16 protein-coding genes are annotated in these 15765 nt (G+C 38.6%); 9 read left to right on the forward strand and 7 right to left on the reverse strand.

Features of this window, described 5'->3' with window-relative positions:
* Window positions 1-41: 41 nt before the first annotated feature.
* Window positions 42-1238, reverse strand: a complete 1197-nt coding sequence (locus MJX77_RS14045; protein ID WP_252059392.1) for an acyl-CoA dehydrogenase family protein — start codon at window positions 1236-1238, stop codon at window positions 42-44.
* Window positions 1239-1721: 483 nt separating this feature from the next.
* On the opposite strand from MJX77_RS14045, the gene MJX77_RS14050 reads away from it, so the two are divergent.
* On the forward strand, window positions 1722-2783 hold the full coding sequence (locus MJX77_RS14050; RefSeq protein ID WP_252059393.1) for a sigma-54 interaction domain-containing protein: 1062 nt from the start codon (window positions 1722-1724) through the stop codon (window positions 2781-2783).
* A 315-nt stretch (window positions 2784-3098) separates the two neighbouring features.
* On the opposite strand, the gene MJX77_RS14055 is transcribed toward MJX77_RS14050, so the two are convergent.
* Complete coding sequence (locus tag MJX77_RS14055) at window positions 3099-3995, reverse strand: acetoacetate decarboxylase (RefSeq protein WP_252059394.1); 897 nt, start codon at window positions 3993-3995, stop codon at window positions 3099-3101.
* Window positions 3996-4323: 328 nt separating this feature from the next.
* Between MJX77_RS14055 and MJX77_RS14060 the strand changes: the two genes are divergently transcribed.
* From MJX77_RS14060 to MJX77_RS14075, 4 genes are all read left to right on the forward strand, one after another.
* A complete protein-coding gene (locus MJX77_RS14060) occupies window positions 4324-5154 on the forward strand; it encodes an alpha/beta fold hydrolase (RefSeq protein ID WP_252059395.1) in 831 nt (276 codons plus the stop codon).
* A gap of 156 nt (window positions 5155-5310) precedes the next feature.
* The gene (locus MJX77_RS14065; protein WP_252059396.1) at window positions 5311-6549 is read left to right on the forward strand and encodes an NADH:flavin oxidoreductase/NADH oxidase family protein; all 1239 of its coding nucleotides are present in this window, start codon (window positions 5311-5313) and stop codon (window positions 6547-6549) included.
* A gap of 15 nt (window positions 6550-6564) precedes the next feature.
* Window positions 6565-7632: a saccharopine dehydrogenase family protein gene (locus tag MJX77_RS14070; protein ID WP_252059397.1), complete on the forward strand. Its 1068-nt coding sequence runs from the start codon at window positions 6565-6567 to the stop codon at window positions 7630-7632.
* Window positions 7633-7833: 201 nt separating this feature from the next.
* Window positions 7834-8409 carry a dihydrofolate reductase family protein gene (locus MJX77_RS14075; RefSeq protein ID WP_252059398.1) on the forward strand — a complete coding sequence of 192 codons (576 nt, stop codon included), beginning with the start codon at window positions 7834-7836 and terminating at the stop codon, window positions 8407-8409.
* A gap of 68 nt (window positions 8410-8477) precedes the next feature.
* On the opposite strand, the gene MJX77_RS14080 is transcribed toward MJX77_RS14075, so the two are convergent.
* The gene (locus MJX77_RS14080; RefSeq protein WP_252059399.1) at window positions 8478-9284 is read right to left on the reverse strand and encodes a type 1 glutamine amidotransferase domain-containing protein; all 807 of its coding nucleotides are present in this window, start codon (window positions 9282-9284) and stop codon (window positions 8478-8480) included.
* A 75-nt stretch (window positions 9285-9359) separates the two neighbouring features.
* Window positions 9360-9776: a MerR family transcriptional regulator gene (locus MJX77_RS14085; RefSeq protein ID WP_191900906.1), complete on the reverse strand. Its 417-nt coding sequence runs from the start codon at window positions 9774-9776 to the stop codon at window positions 9360-9362.
* 155 nt (window positions 9777-9931) lie between these two features.
* Between MJX77_RS14085 and MJX77_RS14090 the strand changes: the two genes are divergently transcribed.
* Together MJX77_RS14090 and MJX77_RS14095 are read left to right on the forward strand one after the other, a co-directional pair.
* A complete protein-coding gene (locus MJX77_RS14090) occupies window positions 9932-10621 on the forward strand; it encodes a type 1 glutamine amidotransferase domain-containing protein (RefSeq protein WP_252059400.1) in 690 nt (229 codons plus the stop codon).
* Window positions 10622-10824: 203 nt separating this feature from the next.
* The gene (locus MJX77_RS14095) at window positions 10825-11193 is read left to right on the forward strand and encodes a hypothetical protein (RefSeq protein ID WP_252059401.1); all 369 of its coding nucleotides are present in this window, start codon (window positions 10825-10827) and stop codon (window positions 11191-11193) included.
* Window positions 11194-11250: 57 nt separating this feature from the next.
* Here the strand turns inward: MJX77_RS14095 and MJX77_RS14100 are convergent, their stop codons facing one another.
* The 3 genes from MJX77_RS14100 to MJX77_RS14110 all read right to left on the reverse strand — a co-directional run bounded on the left by MJX77_RS14100 (window position 11251) and on the right by MJX77_RS14110 (window position 14107).
* Window positions 11251-12270: an MBL fold metallo-hydrolase gene (locus tag MJX77_RS14100; protein WP_252059402.1), complete on the reverse strand. Its 1020-nt coding sequence runs from the start codon at window positions 12268-12270 to the stop codon at window positions 11251-11253.
* A 140-nt stretch (window positions 12271-12410) separates the two neighbouring features.
* Window positions 12411-12980 carry a TetR/AcrR family transcriptional regulator gene (locus MJX77_RS14105; RefSeq protein ID WP_252059403.1) on the reverse strand — a complete coding sequence of 190 codons (570 nt, stop codon included), beginning with the start codon at window positions 12978-12980 and terminating at the stop codon, window positions 12411-12413.
* Window positions 12981-13060: 80 nt separating this feature from the next.
* Complete coding sequence (locus MJX77_RS14110) at window positions 13061-14107, reverse strand: AraC family transcriptional regulator (RefSeq protein ID WP_252059404.1); 1047 nt, start codon at window positions 14105-14107, stop codon at window positions 13061-13063.
* Between the two features lie 107 nt (window positions 14108-14214).
* Here MJX77_RS14110 and MJX77_RS14115 point away from each other — a divergent pair, with 107 nt between their 5' ends.
* Both MJX77_RS14115 and MJX77_RS14120 read left to right on the forward strand, forming a co-directional pair.
* Window positions 14215-15018 carry an SDR family NAD(P)-dependent oxidoreductase gene (locus tag MJX77_RS14115; protein WP_252059405.1) on the forward strand — a complete coding sequence of 268 codons (804 nt, stop codon included), beginning with the start codon at window positions 14215-14217 and terminating at the stop codon, window positions 15016-15018.
* Window positions 15015-15761: an acetoacetate decarboxylase family protein gene (locus tag MJX77_RS14120; protein ID WP_252059406.1), complete on the forward strand. Its 747-nt coding sequence runs from the start codon at window positions 15015-15017 to the stop codon at window positions 15759-15761. Before MJX77_RS14115 ends, MJX77_RS14120 begins: the two co-directional genes overlap by 4 nt.
* The last annotated feature ends 4 nt before the right edge of the window (window positions 15762-15765 follow it).

A 15765-nucleotide genomic window follows, 5' to 3' on the forward strand; every position in this document is an offset into this window, starting at 1 on the left:
ATGCATATCGGTTATTCCTAAGTATTCAGTTGTCGATGTTGTTATGAATAGAATGACGCTTTGGGATAAAGATCATTTAGAGCCCAAATTCCTAAATCTTGCAGCTTATATTCCACTGGGTCATGTAAGGTTTGTGTTCGTACATTGCGCCAGAATCGGTCAAATCGTAATGATGCCTGAGTTGCTCTGGCTCCTGTCACCTCAAAAATACGATTGGTAATATCTAGACTTGTTCGTGTTGCCGCTACTTTTGCTGTTGCTACTGCAATAGCAACCTCACCACGTTGTTGTTCTGTCAGGTTTTCGGCAATGTCCCATGCTTCTTGTAATTTAGTAATCGCATTTTTGTTTAACAGGCGTAAGGCTTCTAGCTCTAACCAGAACTCCCCATAGTGTCGCAAAATGTAAGGGTCTTGGTCTGCATGTTCCACACCAGATAAAAACCATGCACGTGATTCAGTTTTTGTATAACGTTTGGCTTCAAGCATTGCACCTTCGGAAACGCCCAAGAACATATTCACAAAAACCAATTGTGCAATTAAAGGTCTTAACGTTGAAAATGGTGTACTTAGTGGCCCTGGGTCAAGCAACATATCTTTTATTTCAACACGAACCCGTTCGAAAATGGAACTACCACTGTCTGTTTGACGTTGTCCAATATTATCCCAGTCATGGTACAACGTAATTCCTGAGCGTGAGGTTGGTATCGCTGCAATTAAAAGATTTCCAGTTTTTTCATCTACTCCTGATGCAATAAGCATTTCTGAGTCAAGCGCACCCGAGCAAAAACTTTTTTTCCCGGAAAATTCGTACCAGTCATCTTGTTTTTTTACGACGGTACGTTTGTCGAGTGGGTTTAATGCATTTCCCCAAAACCACGATTTTTCAGCCGTGAGTTGGTACCAACGCTGCCATTGCTGTGAATTGCCAAATAAGCGAACCGTTGCTAAAAGCAAATGATGAAAACCAAAAACATGGGCGAGTGAGCTATCAGCCTGAGCAAAGATTTTGACAACATTAAAGATATCTTGCCACTGACCAGACAAGCCACCAAATTGCTCTGGAATGGATAAAGAAAGAAGACCACTTTGACGAATTAAATCACGTTCATATTTAGGCGTACCGCCAACTTTATCTCTTTCTATAGCAGTTTGCGCAAACTGTTGAGCCAGAGACTGTGCAACAGGAATAACATCAGAAAGACTACGAATACTGTGGTTCTGATTAAAAACGTTCATACTTGCCTTATCCTTTTATCTATTTTTGACATAATTTAAGACTTACTTTCACGATGTGGCGTGAAGGACGAATAAATAATTGGCTGGTGCTTCAATTGATTTATAAGTTGTTATAGCTAGATAAATCATAAGAGATCAACCAAACTAAAGTCTCATAGCATGCAGCCAGCAAATACTATGCCAATAAAATATTTATTAAATTTCAACAGACTGTATCTTTTTTCTCATGTGGCAGGTTGGCTTTAAATTTAAAGTGTTGATGTACTGTTGCATAAACAACACTATGCTTTTGGAATGTTGCCTATTTCACATCGAGTACTCTAAATGAGCAAATAATTAAATTTAATATTATTTGCACTTAATATTATTGGTATTAGTTATCTAGAAAACTTAGATTAAGCTACGTTGTTTAGCTATTTTTCTGATTTAAGAAAAAGTACTCGTTCAGATTGATCTCATCCACTTTAAATTTTGGAGATTATTATGGATATCGTCAAACATCCCGAATCTCGCCAACTCGTACGTACGGTTAAAGCTAGTGCATATGTATTTGAAGATCAAAATTCAAAGTGTTTAATGTCTTATGTTGAACAAATCGCACCAAGCGAAGCGTCCGTTTTAATTGTGGGTGAAACCGGAACAGGCAAAGAACTGGTTGCTCGAAAGATTCACGCTTTATCTAATCGGAAAAATAAACCCTTTGTTGCTGTAAACTGTGGTGCTTTATCTGATACGTTAGCTGAAACAGAGTTGTTCGGTCATGAAAAAGGAGCTTTTACAGGTGCTATAAACCATCAGATCGGGTGGTTTGAAGCAGCCCATGGCGGAACCATTTTTTTAGATGAAATTGGTGATTTATCACCAAGCATTCAAGTGAAGCTCCTAAGAATTTTACAAGAAAATGAAGTGGTTCGGGTTGGTTCTCGACAGACCAAAAAAATTGATGTCAGAGTAATTGCTGCAACGAATATTCGATTAGAAGAAGCCGTATATGCAGGTAATTTCAGAGAAGATTTATATTTTCGATTAAAAGTTGCATCGCTCCATGTTTTACCGCTTCGCCTACGAACTGGTGATATTTTGCCTCTAGCACAGCACTTCATTTATGACTATTCGCAGAGTCTGAATAAGAAACCGCCTATCTTAAGTGAAGAAGCTCAACAATTGCTCGTTGATTATCATTGGCCGGGAAATATTCGTGAATTAGAAAATGCAATTCATCACGCATTGCTCATTTGTAAAAATGGGGTGATTCAAAGTTATGATTTCCAACTTTCCGGTTTCAAGCATAAATTACTCACTTCGGAATATGATTTTTTGATTTATCGCAACTCAAATCAAACTTTAAAACAATTGCTATTTAGTTGGTTTGAACAAGGAATCGAAGATTTAAATGAGCAATTAGAGGCAGAAATTACAGGAGCTGCCTATGAATATTGTCATCACAATCAATTGCATACTGCAAAATTACTAGGAATAAGCCGAAATATTATTCGTGCAAGATTGATTAAACATGGTTTATTGTCTCCAAATATTCGCATATAGATCGTGCTTATTTTTTTATATCAACCCAAAATTACCATGTGATTTTGGTTTTTTTTCTTACCTGAGAAAGATTTAATAAAATAGATAAGGGAGCGGTAGTGCCAGAAATTGATAATAAATAACAACCTAATCCTTAATCTTTCAAAGAACACACCATCACCAACTTCAATATCGCCACTGAAATAAAATTTGGTAATAAATGTATTGAAAACTAGCCTACTATTTAGTTAGTAGGCTTTTAGATGTAAAAATACAATCATGAAATATGTTTATATATCTAGTCTAACTACTCAAATCTTATTGAATAAAGCATTACTAAATTTTAACTGGCAAATTAAGCACCACCTGAGCATCCTCAATAACATCTAAGCGTAAAATTTTTGAAACGCCTAATTCATTTAGCAATGTAGTTAAAGGCCCCTCATTTTTCTCGAGTTGAACATTCTTTGGAAAAAGCTTTTGCGCAAAAGAAAGAATGTTGGACTGAACTTCGGTTTGATGCCATTTCCCATCGACCACATGAAGCATAGTTGCTTTATTAATATGCGTTTCAGCGTCAACACGTTTTAAAGTAGAAACAGCAGTTTTCAAACTTAAATCTAATTTTCCATTAACATCAAAAATATTGGCTTGAACTTCTTTTGAATTAATGTCGACATCAATTTTAGTTAACCATTTTGGTAATTGGTAACCATGTACACCACGCACTCTGGCAATTTCAGTATCAACTGGCAAAGCTAAAACATGCGCATAAAAATGACGTTGACGCATCGATTTCATTAACTCGGCGATGTGTGGCCCACGAGCATTAGGCTTACGGACAACAATCGTAATCGACACTTCGTTATAAGGGTCATTGTCACAAACCGAATAGGTAAAGAATGTGACGGCGATCAAACCATAGCCCGGAAATGGTTGTAATGGCGTTAAAGCAGTGGGAAGTTTTGCTTTAATTTGCTTAATCGGAGCAAGTATTAACAATTGAACATTTGCACTACGATAATAAAAGTTAGGTGCCCAGACAGGACCTACTCGGGATTCCACAATTTTTTTAGGAATATGACGGAAAAAGTCGATATTGCCAACAGCAGGGTCTTGAGCCACTTTGTCTAGGTCAGGATTCATTCTAAAGCGATCATAATAACCACCTTTAGGTACTTTGACTTTTTGTTGCCCGAATTCAACCTCAGTAAATTGTTGTTTTATATTCATTGGAGTTCACCTTTACATTAATTGACCGAGTAGCTACCGTTGTCTTTATCAAGACGTGTTAATTAATAGCCAATGTGGTCACTATAAGTTTAAAGCTAACTTTAAAGTCAAGGCTTTAATTTTGACATGTCAAATCTTTGACATTTAAAAGAAATAAAATAAAAACAATTAAAGTTTAAAAAGATACAAACTTGATGAGCGTCTTCATATAAATTTTATTTTTAAAAGATGATTAATATAGTTGACCTTAAAGTTAACTTTAAGCTTAGTATAAATATTCAAATCTTTATAACGAATCAACAAGCGGTTTTTCACCAGGAGAACAAAGATGGGATATGTAACCACAAAAGATGGCGTAGAAATTTTCTATAAAGATTGGGGACCACGCGATGCCCAAGTTTTATTTTTTCATCATGGTTGGCCTTTAAGTTCAGATGATTGGGACACACAGTTACTTTTTTTCCTTAAAGAAGGTTTTCGTGTAGTTGCTCATGACCGCCGTGGCCATGGACGTTCAAGTCAGGTGTGGGATGGTCACGATATGGACCACTACGCAGATGATGTGGCAGAAGTGGTTAAACATCTGAATATTAAAAATGCAATTCATATTGGCCACTCTACAGGTGGCGGTGAAGTTGCTCACTATATTGCTCGTCATGGTCAAGAAAACGTTGCAAAAGCTGTTCTTGTCAGTGCAGTTCCACCCCTAATGGTTAAAACCGAAAATAATTCTGAAGGTTTACCAAAAGAAGTCTTTGATGACCTGCAAAATCAAGTTCTCACCAACCGTGCACAATTTTTCCGAGACCTTCCATCAGGTCCGTTCTATGGTTTTAACCGACCTGATGCAAAGCCATCTGAAGGTATTATTGCTAACTGGTGGCGTCAGGGCATGACGGGCAGTGCAAAAGCACATTACGACGGCATTGTGGCGTTCTCACAAACTGACTTCACCGAAGATTTAAAGAAAATCACCATTCCTGTTTTGGTGTTGCATGGTGATGATGACCAGATCGTGCCTTATAAAACGTCTGGCGTAAAATCTGCAGAGTTACTTCAAAATAGCCAACTTAAAATCTACCCGGGTTTTTCTCACGGTATGTTAACTGTAAACCATGAAGTGATTAATGCTGACTTGTTGGCGTTTATTCGCGAATAATTAAAAGTTTTAAAACTTTAAAAAAAGGGCACATTGAGTGCCTTTTTTTTATAAAAATAATAAATTCAATTAATTAAATATAGAATCGCGAAAAGGTGTTGACATTAAAGTTAGCTTTAATCTTAAAGTAAAGCCATACTGAATGAGGTCATTCCAATGAAAGTGTTCGAAAAATTAGTATTTCCAAATGGCTCCTATGTTCCTAACCGTATTGCTAAAGCGGCAATGGAAGAAAACATGGCCGATTTAAACCATGCACCATCAGAAGAATTAATGCATTTATATCAAGCTTGGGCAAATGGTGGTGTTGGTCTAATCATTACTGGAAATGTGATGGTAGACCGCCGAGCGATGACTGGACCGGGCGGCGTAGTGCTTGAAGATGAAAAGCATCTGGATACTTTTAAAAAATGGGCACAAATTAGCCGTTCCAAAGGTGCTCAGGTTTGGCTTCAAATTAACCATCCGGGTCGACAAATGCAAGCTAACCTAGGTCAGCAGACTTGGGCGCCATCAGCTATTTCACTAGATCTTGGCAAAATGTCAAATCGCTTTAATACACCAATTGAAATGACTGAATCTATGATTGCAGAAGTGATTCAGCGTTTTGCAAACACGGCACGTTTAGGTGAAAAAGCAGGATTTACTGGTGTAGAAATTCATGCAGCGCATGGTTATTTACTAAGCCAGTTTCTTTCTCCTCTGAGCAATAAACGCCAAGATCAATGGGGTGGTTCTTTAGAAAACCGCGCTCGCATTTTAATTGAGATTGTGGAAGCTGTTCGTAAAGTGGTTTCTCCTCAGTTTACTGTAGCAGTAAAACTAAATTCAGCCGATTTCCAACGCGGTGGGTTTAGCGCTGAAGATGCTCAACAAGTGGTTAAAATGCTAAATGAGCATGCAGTCGATTTGGTTGAACTTTCAGGCGGCAGCTATGAAGCGCCTGCAATGCAAGGCCAAGCACGTGATGGCCGTACACTTGCTCGCGAAGCTTACTTTTTAGAATTTGCACAAGAAATTCGTAAAGTTGCCAAAATGCCTGTTATGGTCACAGGTGGCATACGCCGTAAACAAGTGGCAGCGCAAGTGGTTGAAAGTGGTGTAGATATGGTCGGTATTGCCACAGCTTTAGCGATTGAACCTAATTTGCCAAATGCTTGGAAACAAGGCAAAAATGTTTCACCTGAACTCAAGCCAATTACATGGGAAAATAAAACATTCGCTTCACTTGCCAATATGGCAGTGGTCAAATTCCAGTTACGTAATTTAAGTTCTGGTAAAAAAACAAAACCAAATGTTTCACCAGCTTGGGCTTTAATTTTGCAACAATCAGCTATGTCATGCCGTACCCGCCAATACAAAAAAGGCATGCGTGACTATACATTTGCTTCTTAATAAGTGAGTTGTGTTATGACAAATCCTAACGATTCAAATTGGATAATTTATGGAGCAAATGGCTACACAGGCGAGTTAATCGCTCGTGAAGCTGTACGCCAAGGTCTAAAACCAACTTTGGCTGGTCGTAACAAAGCTAAGGTTGAAGCAATTGCTCAAGAGTTGGAACTCGACTATAAAGTTTTTGGGCTTGATAACGTAAATGCCGTAAGTGAGCAAATCCAAGGCTTTAAACTGGTCATGCACTGTGCAGGCCCATTTTCAGCAACATCAAAACCTATGATGGAAGCGTGTATTAAAGCAGGCGCTCATTATCTCGACATTACGGGTGAAATCGCTGTATTTGAATTGGCACAGTCACTTAACAGCCAAGCTGAAAAAGCCGATATTGTGCTTTGTCCGGGTGTTGGCTTCGATGTGATTCCGACAGATTGTGTTGCCGCTGCACTGAAAGAAGCATTGCCAGATGCAACCCATTTAGCGCTAGGTTTTGACTCTAGAACAGGGTTTTCACCGGGTACAGCTAAAACAAGTACAGAAGGCATGGCTGAAGGCGGAAAAATTCGTAAAAACGGAAAAATTACCACCGTTCCATTAGCACATTATGTTCGGACCATTGATTTTGGTGACGGTAAAAAAAGTGCCATGAGTGTTCCTTGGGGAGACGTATCTACAGCGTTCTATACAACAGGTATTCCAAACATTGAAGTATTTGTACCCGCATTTCCCAAAATGATTTTTGGCGCGAAAATGCTGAACTATGTACGCCCAGTATTAAAAATCAATGCAGTGCAGAAGTTTATTAAGTCGCGTATTGAAAAAACGGTTGTGGGGCCAAATGAGGAACTCCGCGCGAAAGTACCTACCTATGTTTGGGGTGAAGCTAGAAATTCACGTGGGGAAATCAAAACTGCCCGCATCCAAACAGAAAACGCTTATAGCCTTACCGTAAATGGCTCACTGACTGTGGTGAATTATTTACTCAAAAATACCGTGAAAGGCGGTACATATACACCAGCAAAATTGATGGGTTATAGGCTAGTGACCGAGCTGCCGGGTTCTGGTCCGCTGGTCATTAATTAAAAGCCCTTATTAAAACAGTACATTTATAGACACCCCCGAAGAAGGAAGTATTCTTTTTCGGGTAATTTATAAATATTTCAAATGAATACGGCTTTATATAGATAAAAAGAAAACGAGAAAACAAAACACTCCATAAGAAATAATTCAAATTGAATATACTAAAAAGCGATAAATATTTTTCATAACAAAGGAATGAGAATAATGAGAAAACTCATACTATTTCTACATGCATCGCTAGATAGTTTTGTCGAAGGTCCAAATGGGGCAATGGACATAGGCTGGATTGCTTATGATGCCGATTTGGCAAATCATGCCAAAGAAATTTTGAGCACTGCCGATACGGTAATTTGGGGACGTGCGACTTATCAGATGATGCATAATTATTGGCCAACCATGCTTTCAAATCCAGAAGCTTCGGAGCATGAACGAAATCATGCTGAGTGGATTGAAAAGACCGAAAAAATTGTTTTTTCGACCACCTTAGATAAAGTTGAATGGAATAATTCCCGTCTTGTAAAAGACCATGTCGAAGAAGAAATTAATAAGCTGAAACAGCAATCAGGTAAAGATATGGTGATTCTGGGCAGTCCACGATTCGCGCACTATTTGATGCAACTGGGTTTAATCGATGAATATAAAATTACAGTTTCGCCCGTTTTAATTGGTAGTGGCTTACGACTATTTCAAGGCATTCAGCAAAAGACCAATCTTAAACTTATTGAAAATAAAACTTTTGCTTCTGGCGCGATAGGTCTTCACTATCAAAAGATAAGCTGATTTTTTTCTATAATATTTGTATGGAAAAGACGAATTACAGTGCTGGTCTATAATTCGTCTTTTTAGCTTTATTGCATGCTACTTAAACGCTTAACCACTGCTTCAGCAATTTCTTTACTCGACTGAGGGTTTTGTCCAGTAATAATTCTATCGTCCGAAACCACATAAGACGTAAATGGAATAAACGCTTCTTTGTAGTTTGCTCCATGTTCAATAAGTCCGTTTTGTAAAGAAAATGGAACTTGAGACTTAATACCTGAAAGTCTTTCTTCAATATTTGCAAAACCAGTAACGGTTCTACCAGCAATTAAGGGTTTGCCATTTTCATCCTGCAAAGGTAATAAACCGCCTACGCCGTGACAGACCGCTGAAACGACTCCACCTTGGCGATAGATCTGTTCACTAATGTTTTGCAAAGCTTTATTGGTTGGGAAATCCCACATGGTTCCATGGCCACCGGTATAGTAAATGGCTTTGTACAGGGTAGGATTAATCGCGCTCGGAGCCAGCGTTGTTTTTAACCGCTGCATAAAGGCTGGGTCGGCTAAATGCTGACGTGCTGATTTGTCTAGGTAAATGGACTTTAGGCTACGTTCATCTAGAGGCACTTCACCACCTAAAGGACTTACAAAATCCATTTCATAACCAGCAGCTAAAGCGACCTCGTAAAAATGAGTGAGTTCAGTCAGCCAAAGTCCTGTTTTATCCGAACGGGAAGGGTAAGCCGAGTGATTGGTCATTACGACTAAAATTTTTCCATTTGCTTTGGTAAGGCTTTGAGCTTTATTTGACTCAGCGGCATGTACCACATGTGTAGTCAAAAAAATGGCAAAAATAATGGTTAACCAACGCTGAAAATTCCAAACTTTAAACATGACAGGTCCTCATTCATTACCTGTAGCCAATCGTATGTTTAAAGCATACTTTAAGGTCAATAGGTCTCGAAGGAATTACGGTGTTTTTGCTTTGTCGAAATAAAGTGTCATGAGCCGTTCTGCATTTTGCTCGCAGGTAATTTCATCAGGTTTGTCATTAATGGCATGAATCATAGTACGTAAGTTTTGCTTACTCACCTTGAGTTTTTGTTCTAAAAGCTCTATTTCTTGAATTTTTAATTCAATTGTTTGAATAAGTGCATCGTGGTTCCAAGTGGCAACTTTTGAAGGCAAAAAAGCTTTAATTTCTGCTAAAGAAAAACCAACTTGCTGGGCTTGTTGGATAAGAGAAAGTTGTTTTAAATCGTTATCGGTATATTCACGGTAACCATTCGATTTTCTTTTTGCTTTAGGTAAGAGTTTGATTTGCTCGTAGTAACGAATTGTAGGGGTGCTTAAGCCGCTTAGTTTCGATAACTCGCTAATATTCATGGCACAGACTCTATTGACATTAAAGTTAACTTTAGACTTATAGTGTTGTAAAAGCAAGGTTCATAACTTTACTAACCACACACTTTCAGTAACAGCTTTCTATGCTTTGATAGATGAAAGAATAGAATTATAAATATGAAAAATGAGGTGAGAAAATGTCTAAACGCATATTACATGTCGTGACCAATATTTCACGTTATAAGGATGTAGATGAACCAACAGGGCTGTGGTTAGGCGAACTCACCCATGCCTATGATGAATTTGAAAAGCAAGGTTACATACAAGATATTGTTAGCCCAAATGGCGGAAAAACTCCAATTGAACCAAAATCGCTTGTGCCTTTAGTGGCAGATAAATCTGTCAAAGACCGAGAAAAGGACCAAGCTTTTATTACACTGCTGGCAAATACGTTTAAGCCTTCCGATATTAATGGGCAAGATTATGACGTAATCTATTACACAGGTGGTCACGGTGTGATGTGGGATTTTTTAGATAACCCTGAACTTCAAGAAATCACCAAAAATATTTATGAAAATGGCGGCATCGTTTCAAGTGTTTGTCATGGCTATTGTGGCTTGCTCAATGTACGACTTTCAAATGGTGAGCGACTGATAAAAAATAAAAAGTTAACAGGCTTTGCTTGGAGTGAAGAGGTCTTGGCCGGAGTGGCAAAAAAAGTGCCGTACAATGCCGAAGAGTTAGCGAAAGAATACGGCGCTCATTATGAAAAAGCTTTTATTCCCTTTGCACCATATGTAGTTCAAGACGGCAACTTAATTACTGGGCAAAACCCTTTTTCAGCTAGAAAGACGGCTTTGGCGATTATAGAAGCTTTAAATGTTTAACTTCTTATGTTTTAAAATGTGGTGGTTAACTCCACTACATTTTTCTTTACTCTGCTTAAAATAAATTAGGAATTGGGCATAAAGAGACAACTTAAAAGATTATAATTAATTTTAATATATTGTTTTATTTTGATGTTTTTAAAACATCCTATTTAAATAAAAATATTTTTTAGATAGCACGATGAATGAATAAGAGAGTTGTTTTGAAAACTGAATTTATTATTAGATGTATTTATGCACTTTGTCTTATCGGTGCAGGGTTCAATCATTTACAAACAGTTCTAATGCACGGTTTATTTTGGGACTATAACAATGCACCACTATTTACCTGTATTTATTGGACATCTTTAACCTTTATTGATCCACTTGCAGCAATTCTTCTATTTTATAGACCCCGTATCGGCTTAATTCTAACTTTTCTCATTATATTTAGTGATGTCATTCACAACACTTGGATTACATTAAAAGTGGGCCGAGACTTGCTGAATTATATGTATATTTCTCAATTTTTATTTCTGATTTTTGTTTTATGCACAATTAAGTTTCCTTGGAAGGCACATAAGAAAAGTTAAAATATTAAGATTGGAGAGTAAAAGCATTCTTTTACTCTCCAAATAATTTCTTCAAACTTACGAACGCCACCAATAATTTTCGACATTTGGTTCATTAAGATTCAAGAGTTCTCCCATTTGCGGTGTGCTAATCGCTAACGAATTTTCTTTAGCTAAACCGACAATACGTTCAAATGGATCATCCCAAGCATGAAGTGCCAAATCAAAAGTACCATTGTGAACAGGCAACAAATGACGACCTTTTAAATCGATATGTGCTTGTAAAGTTTGCTCGGGTTGCATGTGAACATCAGGCCATTCAGGGTCGTAAGCACCAGTTTCTAACATGGTTAGATCGAAGGGGCCATAACGATGTCCAATCTCTTTAAATCCATCGAAATAGCCTGTGTCACCGCTGAAAAATACACGTAAGTCATTATCAATAATTACCCACGAAGCCCAAAGCGTCGCATTGCTGTCGCCCATACCACGGCCTGAAAAATGATGAGCAGGGGTAGCCACCAATTTTAGTCCATCTACATGGGTAGTATCCCACCAATCAAGTTGTTGAACTTTTTCTGCTGGAATTCCCCATTTAATGAGTGTGTCACCCACACCAAGCGGTGTTAAGAAGTGCTCAACCTTATCGTTAAGTTGCATCACTGCATGGTAGTCGAGATGGTCGTAGTGATTATGAGACAAAATCACGCCTTTAATGGGTGGTAAGTCCGCAATGCTAATCGGTGGCTGGTGGAAACGTTTTGGTCCAAGCCATTGAAAAGGTGACGCACGCTCTGAAAAAACTGGGTCGGTTAACCAAAATTCATTTTGCAGTTTTAACAAGAGGGTTGAGTGGCCCAAACGAAATAGAGAGCGATCGGGTGCACTTAATAACTGCTCTTTCGACAAACTTAAAATAGGAATTTCTTTGTTTGGAACGGTGTCTTTTGGTTTGTTAAATAAAAACTTCCACATGAGCTGAAGTGTTTTGCCAAAAGAAGGCTTGTGTTGATTGGGACGCGTATTTCTAAATTTGCCATTGTGCTGTTGAGATGGCATTAAGGGAGAAGGCAAGTCTGTTGTGTTTGAAATAGTCATCTTGTTTTTCCTTATTGGAACAAACCTATATGTGCAAATAAGAACTTGGGCTAAGTGCTTATTTTGATTTATTTAAATGAGTATTTGCTCACTCATTAATTGGTTTAAAAATAAGGACGCCGCGCATCCTTAACTTTTATCTAAATTGAAACTGCATGCCAAAACGCTTCAAAACCAGATTTACGATAAAGCTCGGTTTGAGAAGGGTCTTGGGCAATAAAATTAAGTGTAACTTCTGCAAGTGCACCTAAAATTGAAGCAATAAATAACGGCGGATAATCTCTTAATTTGCCATCGTTAATACGGTCTTGAATATTTTGGGTGAGGTCACAAAAGGTTTGCATGCCAATTTGTTTGCTTTGCTCAGTAATTTGTTCCGAAGTCGAAAGCTGTGCCATGACTTTTCGTTTAAGAGGAGCTTCTAAACTCCAGTCCAAATAGCTTTGCCAAATATGTGACATTTGTGTTTGTAGGTCAGAATCAGCAGGGTAACCAAGCATCATGACCTGACGTAGTTCAGCCTTTAGTGAAAGATATAACTGATTGAGCAATTCTTCTTTATTGCTAAAATAGGTAAATAAAGTACCTTCTGCTACACCAGCGACTTTTGCAATTTTTGAGGTAGACGCACGTTCACCAAGCTCTGCTAATGTTTCAATAGCAGCACTTAAAATTGCATTACGTTTATCTTCACTGCGTGGACGAGCCATATATAAACACATTAATTGAGTGATTACTCAATCATACATAAAAATAGCAAGACAGCAAGATATATTTTGTTAGATCTACATTATTGATTCGTTCTAAATGTAATGGGTGTTTGACCTGTCCATTTCTTAAAAGCTCGTGTGAAATTTGTAGGTTGTATATAGCCCAGATAAAGCGCAATTTCTTGTATATCCATATCACTATGAATTAACAAATGTTCAGCTTCTTTTTGTTGAGCTTCTTCAAGCAGTTGCAAATATGAAGAACCGACTTGGTTCAAATGGCGCCGCAATGTTCGGCTAGACATGTTTAAGCGAGTCGCAATTTCATCAAATGAGGGATACCCCACCTGTGGTTTTAAGTTTAGTTCGGCCTTTACGGTCAGGCATATATCTTTAATTTGCTCTGAAAAACGGATTTGTTCAGCTTCACACTGCGCCAGAGCTTGTTTAAAGGCAATCGGATCTGCCATTTTAATGGGTAAATCTAGAAGCTGTTTTTTATATCGAATTTGGTTAGTTGCTTGGTTAAATCGAATAGGTGGCAATAAATGCTGATAGGCTTTGTGATAAGTAGGTTCTGGCCAATCCACCCATAATTGAATTTCAGTAAAGTCATGCTCTATCAAAAATTGACCAGCTTGAATCACCCCAATCATCAAACATTCATAAAAAAATCGTCTAAGCTTTTCCACTTGCGCGGGCTGATTGCTGACAACAGGATGAGTTTCTTTAATTTCAATAATAGAAAATTCATGATCGTCTAGCAGAGCAATGCGGTAATCTTTTAATCGCATGTTAAAGAATTGCGTTGAAACATCGAGAGCCTGATGTAAGTTTGGGCTACTCATGAGGGCATATCCCATCGGGCCATGAGCAGTTAAACGCAGTTTTAGTCCATATTCATATCCCAAGCCAGAATCTTTCGACAATAACAAGCTTTCCCATGCCAGTTTAGACCACTGCACAGGAGTAATTCGCGCATCTAGTTGATCTAAAAGGTTTAAGGGAATTTTACTTTTCTTCAAAATTTCAAGCGCAGAAAATCCTTTGTCGACCATGATTTCTAGTAACAAATGCGCATAAGAAATAGGAATACTGGCTTTGGAAAGCCCATAAGGATCTTTCATATTGTTTTTTATTGTGGCCGAAAATGATTATCAGTATGTCTGATCTGCATCTCACGCTCAAGTTAAAAGTTCGGAATAATCAATTTACTGTATTTTGAGCATCAATTATGAGCTTACCTATTCCACAAGCTTCCTCTCGAGTTGTGATTACTGGCGCTTCATCGGGCATTGGTGAACAGCTAGCAAAACAGTTTGCTGTACGGGGCTATTCTTTAGTTTTAGTGGCTCGCCGTGTAGAAAAATTAGAAGCACTTGCTGAAAAATTAAAAGGCGAATATCAAATATCCGTAGATTTATATTCATGTGATTTGGGAGATCGGGCAGCGCGAGCTAAATTTCGTGATTATTTAGAAAATATTGAAGTAGCCATTCTTTGTAATAACGCTGGATTTGCGACTTTTGGTTGTTTGCAAGACTTAGATGCAGACCGAGAGCGTGAAGAAGTTGAAGTTAATTCGGTGGCAATTCATGACCTGACTCTAGCCGTGTTGCCACAAATGATTAAAAGAAAAGCTGGAGCGATACTCATTGTAGGGTCAACTTCTGGTCACCAGCCAACTCCAGCAAACGCAACTTATGCAGCAACCAAGGCATTTGCCAATTCTTTTGCCGAGTCATTACATAGCGAACTTAAAGGGACAGGGGTTAGCTGTACGCTACTGGCTCCGGGGCCAACCAAAACTGGTTTTAATGAAGTTGCAGGCATTACAAAAATTGATGGTGTTGGTGGAGGTCTCGTTTGGGTAACCGCAGAACGCGTCGCCAAAGAAGCTATTCAAGGAATGGATCGGAATTGTCGAATTGTGATTCCAGGGTTCGTGGCACAGGCCCAAACCTTTGGAGGGCGTTACACACCACGCATTATTTTGCTGCCCATTCTTAAACAAGTATTTTCGAGATTAAGCCCATGAAACAGTTGATTAATGACTTACGTGTGCCTGTGGGTTTAGCTAATCTTGGCAATAAGCTTTATCACAATGCTCAATATTTGACTGCTGTCGTTGAAGTTGATGAAAAAGCGATGGCACGTTGGTTACCGTCTGGAATGACACTGGTTAAACCTGCCAGAGCCGATCTATTTTGTGCGTATTTCCCAGAAAATGTCTATACGGGTGCTTACCATGAAGCGGGTTTATTTGTTCATATTAAAGTTGGCAACAGAACAGGAATCTTTTGTCCTTGGATGATTTTGGACGATGACCGAGCCATGATTATTGGCCGTGAATTGCTCGGCTACCCTAAAAAGATGGGAGAAATTAGCTGGGAAAATGATGGCAAACGCATTTTAAGCAAAGCTTCACGCCGAGGCACAACACTCATTGAAATGGAAGCCAAGCTGGGTGAAGTCATTCATGATGCACCTCCAATTTTAGGATTACCGCATCGGAATATTACGGGTGGATTAGGAATTAGTTTACCCCGTGAAGTTCGATTTACCCCGAAAGAGCATCCAGTTGAAGTGCGTCAGGTTGAAATAAACTTACGTTTTACAGGCACAGCAAACGACCCTTTACATGATATGGGGTTAGGCGAAGTTATTGAGGCCAGATTACATCGCGTTGATTTATCGGGAGGATTAATTCCACCGATTCAAATACCTCGGTTACGTACGCCGCTATTTTTATTACGTCAGTTTAATCCACGCGTTTTATAGCTGG

This window comes from Acinetobacter sp. AHP123 (assembly GCF_023757925.1).
Classification (GTDB): Bacteria; Pseudomonadota; Gammaproteobacteria; order Pseudomonadales; family Moraxellaceae; genus Acinetobacter; species Acinetobacter oleivorans.